Here is a 15771-nt window from a genome sequence, read left to right on the forward strand (position 1 = left end):
ACTTCTTCTCTCCGTTTACCGGGTCTTGATCACCATCGCGATCGTGACGGAAGGTGCGGACCATCTCTGTTGTTGCATCGCCTGGGTGGAGTCGACGCGTATGCGTGCTCAAGGTCCGCTGTCATGGCTGGGGCGCAGACGCCTCGTCCTGACGGAGTCACAACGACGGCGTCGGCGCCTCGGCCGCGTGACGACCGTCCTTCTGCTGTCCTCGACGCTGACCGTGACGAGCCTGGGCTCGGACGCGTGGGCGCTGCCCGGCCCAGGCATGAGCCGGACCGTCGAGCTGCCCGAACTGCCCAAGAACACCGCGGTCGACGGTGACGAGGAGGCCGACAAGACCCTCACCACCGCGCCCGAGGTTCCCGTCGACCCGTACACGCCGACCGCCGTGACGCCCTGGCAGGAGGACAGCGGCGTCGCGACGCTGACCACCGGCACGGCGCCCGGCACCACCGTCCCGGTGGACGACCTGCCGATCGCGGTCGGTGTGCCCGAGGGCACCGACCCGGCCGCGCTCGCCGGTGACTGGAAGGTCGACCTGGCCGCGCCGGGCGCCTCCCAGGACGCGGGCGTCTCCGGCATGATCATGCGGGTCACCCCGCCGACCGGCGCCGATCCCTCCGCGCAGGTCGCGCTCGCCGTCGACACCACCGCCTTCGCCGACCTCTACGGCCCCCAGGCGGCCGACCGCTTCGGCCTGATGCTGCTGCCCGACTGCGTCCTGGACGCCCCCGACACGGGTGACTGCGCCGCCGAGGGCACCACCACCATGTCCGGCAAGAGCGCCAGGAACCCGGAGCGGCTGAGCAGTTCGGTCGAGTCGGTGCCGGCCGCCGAGGCGCCCACCCGCACCCGGGCGGCGAAGAAGGCGGCCACCCGCACGATCCTCTCGGGCTCGGTCCCGGTCGCCGGACTGCTCGCCGGGGACACCCGGGCGAAGCCGTCCGGCGCCTCGGTCCGCACCGCCGCCCTCCCCGCCGTCGACGCCTCCGGGCCCCAGGTGGTCGGCGCCCTCGACACCGGCTCCTCCGCGGCCGGCGACTTCGGCGCGGCCCCGCTGCTGTCCTCCGGCTCCTGGTCGGCGGGCTCCTCCTCGGGCGCCTTCACCTACGCCTACCAGGTCCAGGTCCCCGAGGCGGCCGGCGGCCCGACGCCGAAGGTCGGCCTGACCTACTCCTCCCAGTCGGTGGACGGCCGCACCTCCTCGACGAACAACCAGGCGTCCTGGATCGGCGACGGCTGGGAGTACGAACCCGGCTCCATCACCCGCACCTACGCCAACTGCCGTGAGGACTCCAAGAAGTCCGGCTCCAACAACGCCACCCACCGCACCGCCGACCTGTGCTGGGGCTCGGAGAACGCCACCCTCTCCCTCGGCGGCACCACCACCGAACTCGTGTGGGCCAACGGCACCTGGACGACCGCCAACGGCGACGGCTCCAAGGTCCAGCTGATCAAGGACGTGTCGACCGGCAACGGCGCGAAGGACGGCGAGTACTGGGTCGTCACCACCCGCGACGGCACCAGGTACCACTTCGGCAAGCACAAGCTCCCCGGCTGGAGTTCGGGCGACCCTGTCACCGACTCCGTCCTCACCGTCCCGGTCTACGGCAACCATCCGGGCGAGGACTGCTACAAGGCCGGTGACTGGGCGGGCTCCTGGTGCACCCAGGGCTGGCGCTGGAGTCTCGACTACGTCGAGGACCTCCACGGCAACGCCATGTCCCTGTGGTGGAAGAAGGAGAAGAACCACTACGCCCGCAACTTCAACTTCAAGGCGCCCGTCAGCTACGACCGCGGTGGCTGGCTCGACCACATCGACTACGGCCAGCGCAACACCCTGGGCGGCCTGTTCGGCACCCCCGCCACCTCCCGCGTCACCTTCCAGGTCACCGAACGCTGCCTGGCCGAAGGATCCCTGACCTGCACGGACGAGAACTTCGCGGACAAGGATCCCGGCAAGTACCGCATCTGGTACGACACTCCGGCCGACCTTCGCTGCCAGTCCGACAAGAAGTGCTGGAACGCGGGCCCGACCTTCTGGACACGCAAGCGGCTCACGACCATCATCACCTCCACCCAGCGCCTCACCACCACCAGCGCACGCCAGCAGGTGGACCGGTACACCCTCAAGCACAGCTTCCCGACCCTGCGCAGCGGGCCGAACACCGCCCTGTGGCTGGAGTCGGTGCAGCGCACCGGGTACGCGCGCAAGGGCTCCACGGACGCCTCGGTCACCCTGAACGCCGTCCGTTTCGAACCCAGTGCCGACGACATGCCCAACCGCGTCAAGCGGGACAACCGGCCCGGCTTCTCCCGGCAGCGGATCGGCCGCGTCATCAACGAGTACGGCGGCGAGACCGTCGTCACCTATCGACAGCCCACCGGGGACTGCGCGTCGGGCACCGGCCTGCCCGGCAAGAAGGACACCGCGGCGCTGAAGGCCAACACCCGGCTCTGCTACCCGGTTTATTGGCATCCGGACCCCGAGGTCGAGGACATCGACTGGTTCCACAAGTACGTGGTCCAGAGCATCGAGGAACTCCCCAACGTCGACGGGGCGTTCGCGACGCAGACCGGGTACACCTACAAGAACCCGGGCTGGCGGCTGGCCGAGGCGGAGTTCACCAAGAAGGCCACCCGCACCTACTCGCAGTTCGCCGGGTTCGAGCAGACCACGGTGATCACCGGCACCGACGAGGCGTCGATCGGCAGCAAGCGGTCCAAGTCCGTCACCCGGTTCTTCCGCGGCATGGGCGACACCGTCCCGGTCAAGGACATCACCGGCGCCGAGATCGCCAAGGACCGCGAGCCGTTCGCGGGCCGGATAGCCGAGGAGCTGAGCTACAGCTCCGCCTCCGACGCCGACACCGACTGGCTCTCCCGCAGCGTCACCGTCCCCGAGGCCACCGAACTCGCCAGACGCGAACGCGACGACGGGCTCAGCCCGTTGCGCGCCTGGCGGGTCACCGAGCCCGAGGAGGTCGCGTACACCCGCTCCTCCGGCACCGGTGACGACCCCAGCAAGCTCCGGACCGTCAGCAGCAGCACCACGTACGAGCCGACGTACGGCCTGCCCACCCTCGTCGAGTCGCTCGGTGACACGGGCAAGGACGACGACGAGTCCTGCACCAGGCTGGAGTACGTCCACCAGACCGCCAAGCACCTCATCGGCCTCTCCCAGCAGGTCCTGGTCTCCCCCACCACCTGCGCCAAGGCCGACTTCGACGACCTGTCCACGCTGAGCGGCGCGGTCCGCACCGGCTACGACGGCCGGTCCTACGGCACCGCGCTCGGCGCCGGCACCCTCGGCGAGGCCAGCGAGACCTGGTCGCTGAACGGAGCCGGCACCGGCTACCAGAGCAACGGGCGCAGCGAGTTCGACCCGGTCGGCCGGGTGGTCCGGCAGATCGACCCCGACAACCAGCCGTCCACGATCTCCTACGAACCGCCCACCGGGCAGGTCTTCGCCGTCACCGAGACCAATGCCCTCGGCCACTCGCAGAAACAGGAGCTGGAGCCGGGGCGTTCGACCACGCTGACGACCACCGACGCCAACAACCAGGTCAGCGAGGCCAGGTTCGACCCGCTGGGCCGTCTCACCGAGGCGTGGGGGGCGGGCCGCACCCCGTCCGCCTCCGCCGTCCCCGACCTCGAGGCCGTCTACACGATCCCGGCCTACGACGACAAGAATCCCGACCGCAAGCCGCCGTTCATCACCACCCGGGCGCGCGGCCACGAGAACCGGGTCGAAACCTCCGTCACCCTCTACGACGGCCTCGGCCGGGAGCGGCAGACTCAGGAGGAGGCCGACGGCGGCGGGCACCTGGTCACCGACACCCTCTACAACTCCTCGGGCGAGGTCTGGCAGACCAACAACGCCTACCTCACCCACGACGCGACGTTCGGCGAGCTGTTCACCCCGCTCGCCGACACCGCCGTCCCGAACATCACCCGCTACACCTACGACGGGCTCGGCCGGGTCCTCTCCGAGACCCCCGTCCTCAAGGTCGTCGACGATCTGACGAAGGAGACCGTCTCCAAGCCGGTGCCCGAGCGGGCCACCCGCTACGAGTACGGCCAGGACTGGTCCACGGTGATCAACCCCACCGGCACCTCCTCCTACCAGGTCTTCACCGACGGCCTGGGCCGCACCTCCCGCGTCGACACCTTCAACCCCGAGGCGCCCGGCGGCCACACCTCGATGACGTACACGTACGACAGGCACGGCCGTCTGAAGGAGGCGACCAGCTCCACCGACACGACGCACCCGTGGTCCTGGACGTACGACCACCGGGGCCGGCAACTGACCTCGACCGACCCGGACACCGGCACCACGAGGACCACCTACGACCGTCTCGACCGGCCGCTGACCACCACGGACGCCCGTGGCACCACCCTGTGGAACGGCTACGACGCCCTGTCGCGCCCCACCGAGCAGCGCCTCGGCGGCTCCGACGGCACCCTGTTGTCCGCCTACGACTACGACAAGGCGCCCGGCGGCAAGGGCATGCCGTACACGGCGACCCGCTACACCGGCAAGGAGGCGTACACCCAGAAGGTCGACGGCTACACCAAGGACTACCAGCCGACGTCGACGACGCTGGCCCTGCCGCAGTCCGTCAAGGACACCTGGGGCCTGGACACGTCGTACACGTACGACTACGCGTACACCGACACCGGCATGCTCCAGGAGTCGACGCTGCCCAAGGCGGGCCGCTTCGCCGCCGAGAAGCTGGTGGTCCGCTACAACGAGTACGGCAAGCCGCTCTCGATCTCGGGCAAGGACTGGTACGGCTCCGAGACCGTCTACGACTCCTTCGGACAGGTCCTGCGCTCGACGCTGGGCGCGCAGCCCTACCGGGTGTGGACGCAGGCCGGGTACGACGAGTCGAGCGGTGAGCTGAAGAGCCAGGCCGTCTACCGGGAGCAGACCGGCGACCAGAACATCGTCACCGGCAACCTCGTCTCCGAGCGGTCCTACGACTACGACCCGTCCGGCAACGTCACCTCGATCCGGGAGCACGCCACCGGCATCGACGAACGCCAGTGCTTCGTCTACGACCCGATGGGCCAGCTCAGGAAGGCCTGGACGGCCAAGGACCAGACCACCTGCACCGGTCCGAAGAAGACCGACGGCTCGCTCAACGTGGCCGCGGGCAGGGACGGTTCGGGCTACTGGCAGGAGTACGAGTACGACCTGGCCGGCAACCGCAAGAAGCTGACCGAGAAGGACCTCACCGGCGCCACCGCCAAGGACGCGACGACCAGCTACGCGTACGGCAAGGCCGACAACAGCCAGCCGCACACCCTCACCAAGGTGTCCAGGACCTACACCACGCCCCAGGGCGCCCAGGTGAAGGCCGAGGCGGAGCGCCTCTACGAACTCACCGGTGAGACCAAGTCCGTCACGTCCGTCGAGAACGGTGACAAGCAGGAGCTGACCTGGACCTACGACGGCAAGGTCGAGCGGATCAGCGGCCAGGGCACGGGCGGCAGCACGCCGTACGTGGGTCTTGCGGACAAGTGCCTCGATCTGAGGAGCGGGCTCTCGACCGCCGGGCAGCCGGTCCAGTTGCACGCCTGCAACACCTCACCGGCACAGAGCTGGCGCTTCAGCCCGAGCCCGGACCAGACCGACCGGGACCGGGGCACGCTCGGCATCCACGACACCTGGTGTGTCCGCCCGGCCGCGAACACCGCGGGCTCCGCGCTCCAGATCCAGAAGTGCGACGGCTCGGCGGCTCAGGAGTTCAGGCGCGCGACCTCGGGCCAACTCACGCACATCGCCTCGGGGTTGTGCGTAGCGGTCAAGGACGCCGGCTCCGCGGACTCGACTCCCACGGTGCTGGCCACCTGCGCGGCGGGCAAGTCCGAACAGCTGTGGTCCGCGCAGAACGAGACCCGGTACGTCTACGGCCCGGACGGCGCCCGCCTGCTCACCCTGCAGGGCAAGCGGGCCACGCTCCACCTCGGTGACACCGAGGTGACGGTCGCCCCGGGCGGGGTCCTCATCAACACCCAGCGCACCTACACGGCGCCGGGCGGCGCGGTGATGCGGTACGCGAACGGCGAGGGCGCCGAGCAGTTGGTGGCGCTGGCCGGGGACCACCAGGGCAGCACGTACGCCGAGGTCGCCCTCAACAGCACCAACACCGTCCGGATCCGCAAGCAGGACCCGTTCGGCAACCAACGCGGGGCCGGCACCGTCGGCGCCAACTTCCAGTCCCACCGCGGCTTCCTGGGCGCCACCCGTGACGACGTCACCGGCTACCAGCAGCTCGGTGCGCGCCTCTACGACCCGGTGGTCGGCCGCTTCCTGTCCGCGGACCCGGTGGTGGACCTCAACGACGTCCTCCAGTCCAACGGCTACTCCTACGCGCACAACAACCCGGTGACGATGTCCGACCCCACGGGTCTGGCCATCTCCCTGACGGCGTCGGAACGCGCGGCGGCGCTGGCGGGCGCGGGGCTGTCGGCGGCGCAGGTCGCCCAGGCCCAGTCGACCATGGGCAAGTCGCTGACCTCGGTGATCCTGGCGGTCGCCTGGGAGACGCTGAAGGACTTCATCGGCATCAACGACGCGATGGCGTGCTTCGGCGGCGACATGTGGTCCTGCGGAAGCCTCATCATCAGCGCGATCCCCTGGGCGAAGCTCGGGAAGATCCCGTCGGTCATGAAGGCCGTCAACCGCACCATCAAGGCCATCGAGTCCTTCAGCGCGGCGAAGAAGGCGGCCGAACTGGTCCTGAAGGCGGCGAAGGCGGCGGAGGCCGCGGCGCTCAGGGCGAAGAAGGCGGCGATCGAGAAGGCCAAACGCGAGGCGGCCCAGAGAGCCAAGAAGAAAGCCGCCGAACAGGCGAAACGCATAGCCGACAAGGCTGCGGCCGAGAAGAAGAAGACCGGCAACCCGGTCCAGAAACAGGCACAGGCGAAGGCTGCCCCGAAGGTCTCCCTCCAGAAGACGTCCGGCGGGGGCGGCGCCTCCAAGGGCAGCGGCACCAAGCCGGGCGGCAACTCCGGCGGTTCCGCCCGCAACAGCGGCGGCTCCAGTGGAGGCGGCGGTTCGGGCCGGGCGGAGAGCCCGGAGGGCGCCACCTGCAACAGCTTCGTGCCGGGCACCCGGGTCCTGATGGCCGACAGCTCCACGAAGCCGATCGAGAAGGTCAGGCCCGGCGACAAGGTGAAGGCGACCGACCCGATCTCGGGCGAGACCCGCGCCCGGACGGTCACCGCGGAGATCAAGGGCCAGGGCCTGAAGCACCTGGTGCGGGTCACGATCGCCGCGAAGGACGCGACCGCCAAGACCCACGTGACGGCGACGGCCGGCCACCCCTTCTGGGTCCCGACCCTCAGGAAGTGGCTCCCGGCGACAGCCCTGACCCCGGGCCAGTGGCTCCGCACGAGCGCGGGCACGCTGGTCCAGATCACGGCGGTAAAACGCTGGACGAGCAACGAGACGGCTGTTCACAACCTGACGGTTGGGGATGTCCATACGTACTATGTGGTGGCGGGGGCTGCGGCGGTCCTAGTTCACAACTGCAACCTGGGCGACTATGCCGACAGCCTGCGTGCTGGCTTCAATAAAACTGATGGCCCTTTCTTTGCGGCGAAATACACATCACCGTCAGGGCGAACCTATTTTGGTCACTCGGGTCATGACCTGACGCCAGCTCCCGGTGGAGAAGTGGATTCTCTCGTGCGGCAGTTCACGCCTGAGGGGGGTCGCTACCATGCGGGATGCGCTGAAACGATGTGCCTCATCCAGGCGGAGGCGGCCGAGGGTGCGGCCGGGATCCGAGGGGGATCGTTCGAAGTGGTAAAGGTACGGGGATTGAACTCGCCGCCCGGTGGCGCGCACGGCACGCCTGCCAGTCCATGTGCGTTGGTCTGTCAGCCCAGGCTGCAGCATCAGGGAATCAGTTTCGAAGGTGGTTGATGTGGCCAGAGAGCACCTCCAGGTTAATCGATTCGGGTTTGCCGAGTACGAAGACATGATTGAGCTCGCCCATGGAGTAGATGCTCCAAGGGTGGTGGGAGTGTTGAGTTCGATCGTGGAGTTGGTTCTCGCAGGGGAAGACGACATGCTCGATTCGCTATCGGATGGTGCGCAAGCAGATTTGGTAGTCCCCCTAGGGATGTGCGCGAGGATGCTTTCGAGTGGTGATTATTCAGCGCTGGAGCTGGTCTCTGCCGCCTGCACCGTGAGATATAGCGCCGAATCGCACATGTCTGAGTTCTCGGACAGCCTCGCGCAGATGTTGTCTCAGCTGCCACGCTGAGTGACGCTAGCGATCGCAAATCTAGGCCCCGGCGAGCTGCGCTCGGCGGGGCTGATTTGCCGTTTGACGGCAGTAGTTGACGGCAACGGCGGCGGACACATGGGGGTCCGCCGCCGTTGCTGTACGTATGTCAGGGGTGGTCGAGGGCGCGGCCGAGGAGGTCGATGGCATCGCGCTGGAGGCGGAGTCGGACGTGGGCGTCGACGGTGGCGGTGACGCCTATGTGGGCGTGGCCGAGGAGTTCCTTGATGACGACGAGTTCGACGCCCTGTTCCAGGAGGAGGGTGGCGGTGGAGTGCCGGAGGTCGTGGAAGCGGATGCGGCGAAGGTCGGCCTTGCTGAGGAGTGTAGTGAGGGTGCGGGTGAGGCAAGGTGTGAGTCCGCCCGTGCTGATGCGCCGCAAGGTACGGCGGACGGCGGCTGAGCCCCGGTCGGGGCCTTCCCAGCGCAGGCCGAGGAGTTCGCCCTTGCGGAGTCCGGTGTGCAGAGCGAGTTCTCACAGCGACTGCAACGAGGGCGACTGCTGCCAGGCGGCGTGAGACAGCGGTTCGACAGCCACGACTGGGAGACCGAGCTCCTACGGCCGCCCAGGTCACCGTCGGCTGCGCCATTCATCGAAGTCTTCCCGCAAGAACTGCCGCTTTACTGGCTTTAGTTGCGGGCGAGGGCGGCGGCAGACGCATCGTCGCCCACGCCCACAGCGAAGTACTCCCCCGACTCACCCCCTCTTCAGATGCCGGTCGAAGAAGCGCAGCGCGTCCTCCGTCTCGAACCATGGTGTGCCCGTGTGGCCGCCCGTGTTCGCGTGCAGGGTCTTCTCCTTGCTCTCGAAAGTGTCGAAGAGGGTCAGGGCGCGGTCGCGGGGGTTGCCCTCGTCGTCCCACTGGAGCAGGAGGAGGAGCGGGATCGTGATGCTCCTCGCCTCCTCCCGCTGGGCCGACGGCACATAGCCCCCGGTGAAGAGGCTCGCCGCGGTGACCCGCGGGTCGGTCGCCGCCAGGTGGATGCCGACCGCCGTCCAGCCCGAGTAGCCGACCGGGCCGTCGATCCCGGGGAGTTCGAGGAGGGCGTCCAGGGTGGTCCGCCACTCCGGGGTCGCCTTCTCCACCAAGGGGGCGATGAAGGACTCGAAGATGTCGTCGACCGGTTCGCCCGCCCGCATCGCCCGGCGGAGGTCCGCGCGAGCCTGTTCATCGGCCGCGGAGCGCGGGCGGTCGCCGCAGCCCGCGGCGTCGATGCTCGCCACCGTGTAGCCGTGCGCCGCGGTGCGCCGGGCGCGGGCCACCAGCCGGGGTTCGTGCCTGGGCAGGCCGTTGTTGTGGGCCGTCAGGATCAGCGGGGCCGGTGCGGCGGACGCGGGGGTCCACAGGGTGCCGCGGATCTCGCCGAGGGTGAAGTCGCGGACGAGGACGCCGTCTTCGAGGCGTCGTTCGGAGGTGAAGCGCATGGTCATGCCTTTCGGGAGTGCGCTGGGAACGGCGCTCCCGGACGACCTATCGCCCGGCCGTGACCCCGGAGGGGAGCACCCGTGTCGACACAGTGTTCACGGCTACCACCTCCTCGTTCTCTCGCACGGCCACCCGGAAGGTAGCAGGGGGCACGAGCGGTCGCCAACAGGTTTTCGCACCGCGCGAGTGGGCCGTTCCGGGGGCCGGTCCTCTCCGGCCTGGCGTGAGAGGTGGGGCTCGCCTCGCGCCCCGGCCGCCGCAGACCCTCCGTCTTTTCCCGCCCGGCCGGAGGTCATGCCCAGCGGCCCCGAGGCCCGTCTCAGCCCTCGCGTCCGGCGGTCGTCAGACGTGGCTCCGGGTCCGGCGACGCGCCATGACGAGGATGCCCGCACCCGTCACCAGCGCGGCGGCGGCCACCCCCGCGACGCCCCGCGCCGGCGCTCCGGTCTCGGCCAGGTGGCCGCCGCCGTTCGCCGTGGCAGCCCCGCCGCCGGTCGACGGCGACCCGTCTGCGGGACCGTCACCGCCACCGGGCGATCCGCCGGGCGGGACGCTGGGCTGCGCACCGGTGACCTCCAGCACGATGTCCGCCCTGTCGTTGGCCTTGCGGGGGTCGAAGGGCCGTGCCTCGGTGCTCAGCGCGACGGTGCCCCTGGCGTGCGCGACCCGCCTGTCGATCTTCAGCTTGAAGGTGTATCCCTGCCTGCCTCCCTCGTCGAGGGCGCCCGCGAGCATGCCGCACCGGTAGGCCTCGCCCTTGGCCTTGCAGAACATGGCGGGCTTGACGACCGAGGTCCCGGCGGGCGGCGTGACGGTGACGCTCACGGACGGGGTGTCCGGCCTGCCCATGACCCAGGCGGGTCCGGCGTTGACGAACTCCACGCTCATCGGGACGGTGTCACCGACGGCGCCCTTCAGCTCCGCGCCCGTCACCCGGAAGTCCGCCGTGTTGACGGAGGTCACGGGCAGGTGGACGACGCTCGCGGATCCCCGCGCCCCGCCCGGTCTCTCGACCAGCCTCACCGGCGCCGCCGTGCCCGCCACCGGCGCGGTGCCGTTCTCGTCCGCCCCCGGGTCGTACTCCAGGACGCGCAGGCGCAGTTCGTCGTCGAGCGCACGGTCCAGCACCCGGACGGGGAGAGGCCGGTCGGGCGTGTAGACGACGCCCGGCTCCACCGCCTGGTCGAACCCGCACACCACGGTCCACAGCTCCGGCATCTCGTCGTAGGAACGCACGTACTGCGCAAAGCAGTTGGTGGGGACCTCCGCGAAGTCGAGTCCCCGGGTGACCGCGTAGCGGATCCAGACCTTCCCGGCGGCTGCGGTGCCCTTGTTCGCCACGGTGACCGGCAGATCGAAGGTGCTCCCCGGCTTCAGCCCGTCCATCGGCCCGATGCCCCCGACGACCAGGTCGGGCGCGGGATCACCGGCGGAGACGGCGGGCGCCGCGGCCAGCGCGACCAGGCCAGCGGCGCCGAGAGCGGCCGCCACGGCACGGGAGGCGCGACGGGTGGACGGGTGTGTCGGCATGGAGTGGACCCCTGTCGGAACGCGGGCGGACGGACGGCTCTTCCCAGGTCTGGATTCCTGTCTGGATTCCTGCGTCGTCAGACTCCCGACGATGCCGCGGAGTTGTGCCGCCCACGCCCGCCGCCTCGCACGGCGCCCACCTCCCCGCGCACCTCCCGGTCGTCTGGACCCCTCGCGGCCCCTGCCGTACAGTCACAGGCCCGATATGACGGACCGTCAGGAGGTGCCGGATGCGGTTGGGTGTCGCGCTCGGGTACTGGGGGCGGGGGCCGTCCGCCGGGGACGTCGAGCTGGCGCGGGAGGCCGAGCGGCTCGGGTACCGGTCCGTGTGGACCGCCGAGTCCTGGGGCTCCGACGCCTTCACCCCGCTCACCTGGATCGCCGCCCACACCTCGACCATCCGGCTGGGCACCGCCGTCGCGCAGATGGCGGCCCGCTCCCCCACCACCACCGCGATGCACGCCCTCACCCTCGACCATCTCTCCGGCGGGCGCGTCATGCTGGGGCTCGGGCTGTCGGGGCCGCAGGTCGTGGAGGGGTGGTACGGGCGCCCGTTCCCCTCGTCGCCGCTGACCGCGACCCGCGAGTACGTCGACGTCGTGCGCCAAGTGCTGCGCAGGGAAGGGCCGGTGCGGCTCGACGGGCGGTTCCATCAGCTCCCCCACCGGGGCGGCGACGGGACGGGGCTGGGCAAGGCGCTGAAGCCGATCACCCATCCGCTGCGCGCGGAACTGCCGGTGCTGCTCGGCGCCGAGGGCCCCAAGAACGTCGCCCAGACGGTGCGGATCGCCGACGGCTGGCTGCCGTTGTACTGGGCGCCGTCCCGCCCGGAGGTGTACGGGCCCGCGGTGACCGGCGCCCTCCCGGACGGGTTCACCGTGGCGCCGATGGCCCGCGTCCAGGTCTGCGACGACGTCGCCGCGGGGCTGCTGCCGGTGAAGGCCATGCTCGGCTTCTACATCGGCGGCATGGGGCACGCCGCCCGCAACTTCCACGCCGACCTCATGGGCCGCATGGGGTTCGCCCAAGAGGCCCGCCGGGTTCAGGAGTTGTTCCTCGCCGGACGGCGCGAGGAGGCCGTGCGGGCGGTCCCGGACGACTTCGCCGACGAGATCTCCCTCGTCGGCCCGCGTCAACGCCTCGCCGGACGGCTGGAGTCGTGGCGCAAGGGCCCGGTGACGGACCTGCTGGCCCTGTCACCGGACCCCGAGACGCTGCGTGTGCTGGCCGAGTTGAACGCCGGTCACGCCGAGGAGGACTAGGAGCCGCTCGTCAGCTGGGACGTCGACGGCACCTTGTCCTTGACCTCGGCGCCCGCGCTCTTCCCGGCGTCCTTCACCTTGTTGATGATGTCGTTGTAGTCGCCCGCCACCCCGTCGGGGTTGTCGCCCTTGCGGAGCTTGGACGGCAGCTCCTTAAGCGAGTCGATACCCGCCGTGAGCGGGGCGAGCGCCTTGGAGAGCGTCGGGTCGCCCTCGGCGTTGCGGTGGGCGGCCTTGAGCCGGTTGTACGCGAACCCTCCGGCGAGCGCGGCCTTCACCAGCGCGAGCTTCCTGCCGTGGGCGCCCTTCTTGAACTTGCCGGCCTTCCAGGGCTTCACGATCCACTGGTAGGTCGCACCTGCGGCCAGACCGGCGTTCGCCACGAAGCGCGTCTTGGCGAGCTTCTGCCGGTCGACGGAGTGGGTGGCGCTGGGCGTCGAGGCCGCGGAGACGGCGTCGTCGCTGCCGCTGCCGCAGGCGGTGGCGCCCGCTGTCAGGGCGCAGCAGAGGGTGAGCGCCACGAGCAGGCGCCGCAGGGATATGGGCACGGGGTCCTCCGGGGGACGTCGGACGGATCTCCCGGCCACCGTCACCCGGGGCGCGCGGCTCCGCCACCCGGGGGAACCTGTTCGAGTGACGGGCCCTTGTGCCCTACGGGTTTCAACGAGGAATCCGGGGCCATTCGAACACCATGTCCTATCGAAACCGGAGCGGTTCCAACTCCGCGGGTACGGTCATCGCGGTCGTCGCGGACGTCATGGCCGTCATCATCGGACTGTGGATCCTGATGTATCTGCTGGACGCCAACCGGGCCAACGACCTGGTGCAGTTCGTCCACAATGTGGCCGCCTGGCTGGCGGGCTGGTCACGCGACCTGTTCACCTTCGACGAGGCGTGGGCGCGCGTGGTGGCGGGGTACGGCCTGGCGGCGGTGGTCTACCTCTTCATCGGCCACGCCATCGCCAACCGTATGCACCGCCACTGAGGGCCCGACCGCCAACCGCACGCATCGCCATCGACGACCGGACCGCCAACCGCACACACCGCCGTCGACGCCCGGACCGCCAAACCGCATGCACCGCCACTGACGACCGGACCGCCGGCCACGCGCCGCGTCGCGCCTGAACCGCCGCGCGGCGCGTCAGCCGCAGCAGTCCGGGTCGAGGCCCGAAGGGAGGTGGGTTCCCTCGAAGATCGTGCAGGTCGCCTCGTGGCCGCCCAGGGCCGCCACCGCGAGGAGCAGGGAGCCCGCCGTCCAGGTGGTGAGTTCCTCGGGCCACACGGCCCGGTCCTGGTAGACGTACCCCGTCCAGTACAGCCCGCTGTCCGGGTCCCGCAGGTGCTGGATGGACTGGAGTATCTGCAGCGCGCGATCGGACTCGCCCAACGCCCAGAGCGTGAGGGCGAGTTCGGCCGACTCGCCGCCGGTGACCCAGGGGTTGGGGACGACGCACCGCACGCCGAGGCCGGGCACCACGAACCGGTCCCAGCCCTCCTCCAGGCGGGACTTGGCCTCGGCGCCGGTCAACGCGCCGCCGAGGACGGGGTAGTACCAGTCCATCGAGTAGCGGCCCTTGTCGAGGAACCGCTCGGGGTGGCGGCGGATCGCGTGCCGCAGCGCCCCCACCGCCAACTCCCAGTCCGGCTGCGCCTCTTCGCGTTGTTCGGCGATGGCGAGCGCGCACCGCAGCGCGTGGTGGACGGACGACGAGCCGGTCAGCAGCGCGTCCGTGGTGGACGTGCCGTCGTCCTCGCCCTTCCAGCCGATCTGGCCGCCGGGCTGCTGGAGGCGCAGGACGTACTCGATCGCGGCGTGCACGACCGGCCACATCCGGTCGAGGAAGGTGTCGTCGCCGGTCGACAGGTAGTGGTGCCAGACGCCGACCGCCACGTAGGCGACGAAGTTGGTCTCCCGGCCGCGGTCGGTGACGTCGGCGAAGTCGCCGTCGGCGTAGGCCGCGTACCAGGAGCCGTCGTCGTTCTGGTGCCGCGCGAGCCACGCGTAGGCCCGTTCGGCGGCGTCGTGCTCGCCCGCCGCGTCCAGGGCCATCGCGGCCTCGGTGTGGTCCCACGGGTCGAGGTGGTGTCCCCTGAACCAGGGGATCGCGCCGTCCTCCCGCTGCACGGCGCGGATGCCGGCCACGGTCGCGAGCGCCTGCTCGGCGGTGAGGACCCCGGGCAGGACGAGGTGTTCTGTCCGGGGGGTGGTCACTTGGCGTCCACCAGGGGCAGGTGCGGCTTGGTGGCGTAGGCGACGAAGCTCTTGCCGATGAGCGGGTTGAGCGCCTGTTCGGCGACCCGGGTGGCGAGCGGCTTCTTCATGATGTCCCAGACCAGCAGCTTGTGGTACGCCCGTACGGGCAGCGCCCGGTCGTTGTCGACGCCGAACGCGCACTTGAGCCACCAGTACGGCGAGTGCAGCCCGTGGGCGTGGTGGCTGCCGTAGGGGCGCAGCCCGGACTCCCTGATCCTCGCGAGGAGTTCGTCGGCCTTGTAGATGCGGATGTGGCCGCCCTCGACCTCGTGGTAGGCGTCGGAGAGGGCCCAGCAGACCTTCTCGGGACCGTACCTCGGCACGGTGATCGCGATCCGACCGCCGGGCTTCAACACCCGTACCATTTCGGCCAGTACGCCCTTGTCGTCGGGGATGTGCTCCATCACCTCGGAGATGATGACGACGTCGAAGGACTCGTCGGGGAAGGGCAGCGCCAGCGCGTCGCCCTCCATCGCGGTGGCGGTCGCGCCCTCCGGTGCCTCGCCCGCCTCGGCCATCGCGGCGAACCACTTGGCGACCTCGCGGATCTCCTCGCCGTTCTGGTCCAGCGCGACGACCCGGGCACCGCGCCGGTAGCACTCGAACGCGTGCCGTCCGGCACCGCAGCCGAGATCCAGGACGCGGTCGCCGGGGGCGAGCGGGAACCGGGAGAAGTCGACGGTCAGCACGTGGCCCTGCTTTCGGGGTTGGGTTCGGCGTCGGCATCGGCCCGGACGGGTTCCGCCCCGGCCCGGACGACTCCGGCACTGTCGCGCGCGGATTCACCGCCGGACCGGACGATTTCCCCACCGTCACGGGCGGGTTCACCGCCGGAGCGGACGACTCCCGCACCGTCACGGGCGGGTTCACCGCCGGACCGGACGATTCCCCCACCGTCACCGGCGAGTTCACCGCCGGAGCGGACCGGGGCCGGGCGGCCCGCGGGTGCCGGGCCGCCGCGCACCGGCCCGGTGCGCCCCTCGGCCGCGGCG

The 15771-nt window shown here is 70.4% G+C and carries 9 protein-coding genes and 1 pseudogene; 4 read left to right on the forward strand and 6 right to left on the reverse strand.

The features are described from left to right. Positions 1-187: 187 nt before the first annotated feature. Together GA0115242_RS33300 and GA0115242_RS33305 are read left to right on the forward strand one after the other, a co-directional pair. Positions 188-7942 carry an RHS repeat-associated core domain-containing protein gene (locus GA0115242_RS33300; protein ID WP_256089817.1) on the forward strand — a complete coding sequence of 2585 codons (7755 nt, stop codon included), beginning with the start codon at positions 188-190 and terminating at the stop codon, positions 7940-7942. Between the two features lies 1 nt (position 7943). Next, on the forward strand, positions 7944-8285 hold the full coding sequence (locus GA0115242_RS33305) for a hypothetical protein (protein WP_093835191.1): 342 nt from the start codon (positions 7944-7946) through the stop codon (positions 8283-8285). 130 nt (positions 8286-8415) lie between these two features. Here GA0115242_RS33305 and GA0115242_RS33310 read toward each other — a convergent pair. The 3 genes and pseudogenes from GA0115242_RS33310 to GA0115242_RS33320 all read right to left on the reverse strand — a co-directional run. Next, a pseudogene (locus GA0115242_RS33310) lies at positions 8416-8781 on the reverse strand (tyrosine-type recombinase/integrase); the annotation flags it as partial. 222 nt (positions 8782-9003) lie between these two features. Next, positions 9004-9732, reverse strand: a complete 729-nt coding sequence (locus tag GA0115242_RS33315) for a dienelactone hydrolase family protein (RefSeq protein ID WP_093835218.1) — start codon at positions 9730-9732, stop codon at positions 9004-9006. A gap of 343 nt (positions 9733-10075) precedes the next feature. Continuing rightward, complete coding sequence (locus GA0115242_RS33320; protein ID WP_093835195.1) at positions 10076-11263, reverse strand: hypothetical protein; 1188 nt, start codon at positions 11261-11263, stop codon at positions 10076-10078. Positions 11264-11493: 230 nt separating this feature from the next. On the opposite strand from GA0115242_RS33320, the gene GA0115242_RS33325 reads away from it, so the two are divergent. After that, entirely contained in the window at positions 11494-12525 is a 1032-nt protein-coding gene (locus GA0115242_RS33325; protein WP_093835197.1) for an LLM class F420-dependent oxidoreductase, read from the forward strand. Here the strand turns inward: GA0115242_RS33325 and GA0115242_RS33330 are convergent. Next, positions 12522-13073 carry a hypothetical protein gene (locus tag GA0115242_RS33330; RefSeq protein ID WP_093835199.1) on the reverse strand — a complete coding sequence of 184 codons (552 nt, stop codon included), beginning with the start codon at positions 13071-13073 and terminating at the stop codon, positions 12522-12524. The genes GA0115242_RS33325 and GA0115242_RS33330 overlap by 4 nt on opposite strands. A gap of 143 nt (positions 13074-13216) precedes the next feature. Here GA0115242_RS33330 and GA0115242_RS33335 point away from each other — a divergent pair, with 143 nt between their 5' ends. Then, the gene (locus GA0115242_RS33335; protein ID WP_093835201.1) at positions 13217-13510 is read left to right on the forward strand and encodes a hypothetical protein; all 294 of its coding nucleotides are present in this window, start codon (positions 13217-13219) and stop codon (positions 13508-13510) included. Between the two features lie 156 nt (positions 13511-13666). On the opposite strand, the gene GA0115242_RS33340 is transcribed toward GA0115242_RS33335, so the two are convergent. Together GA0115242_RS33340 and GA0115242_RS33345 are read right to left on the reverse strand one after the other, a co-directional pair. Beyond that, positions 13667-14737 carry a prenyltransferase/squalene oxidase repeat-containing protein gene (locus GA0115242_RS33340; protein ID WP_093835203.1) on the reverse strand — a complete coding sequence of 357 codons (1071 nt, stop codon included), beginning with the start codon at positions 14735-14737 and terminating at the stop codon, positions 13667-13669. Beyond that, positions 14734-15468 carry a class I SAM-dependent methyltransferase gene (locus GA0115242_RS33345; protein ID WP_093835205.1) on the reverse strand — a complete coding sequence of 245 codons (735 nt, stop codon included), beginning with the start codon at positions 15466-15468 and terminating at the stop codon, positions 14734-14736. The genes GA0115242_RS33340 and GA0115242_RS33345 overlap by 4 nt, the downstream gene beginning before the upstream one ends. Positions 15469-15771 lie beyond the last annotated feature (303 nt).

The organism is Streptomyces sp. SolWspMP-5a-2 (assembly GCF_900091845.1).
Classification (GTDB): Bacteria; Actinomycetota; Actinomycetes; order Streptomycetales; family Streptomycetaceae; genus Streptomyces; species Streptomyces doudnae.

Bases quoted from the DNA above. Each gene is read 5' to 3' on its own strand.
- GA0115242_RS33315 (WP_093835218.1), bottom strand. From the start codon at position 9,732: ATGCGCTTCACCTCCGAACGACGCCTCGAAGACGGCGTCCTCGTCCGC.
- GA0115242_RS33320 (WP_093835195.1), bottom strand. From the start codon at position 11,263: ATGCCGACACACCCGTCCACCCGTCGCGCCTCCCGTGCCGTGGCGGCC.
- GA0115242_RS33335 (WP_093835201.1), top strand. From the start codon at position 13,217: ATGTCCTATCGAAACCGGAGCGGTTCCAACTCCGCGGGTACGGTCATC.
- GA0115242_RS33325 (WP_093835197.1), top strand. From the start codon at position 11,494: ATGCGGTTGGGTGTCGCGCTCGGGTACTGGGGGCGGGGGCCGTCCGCC.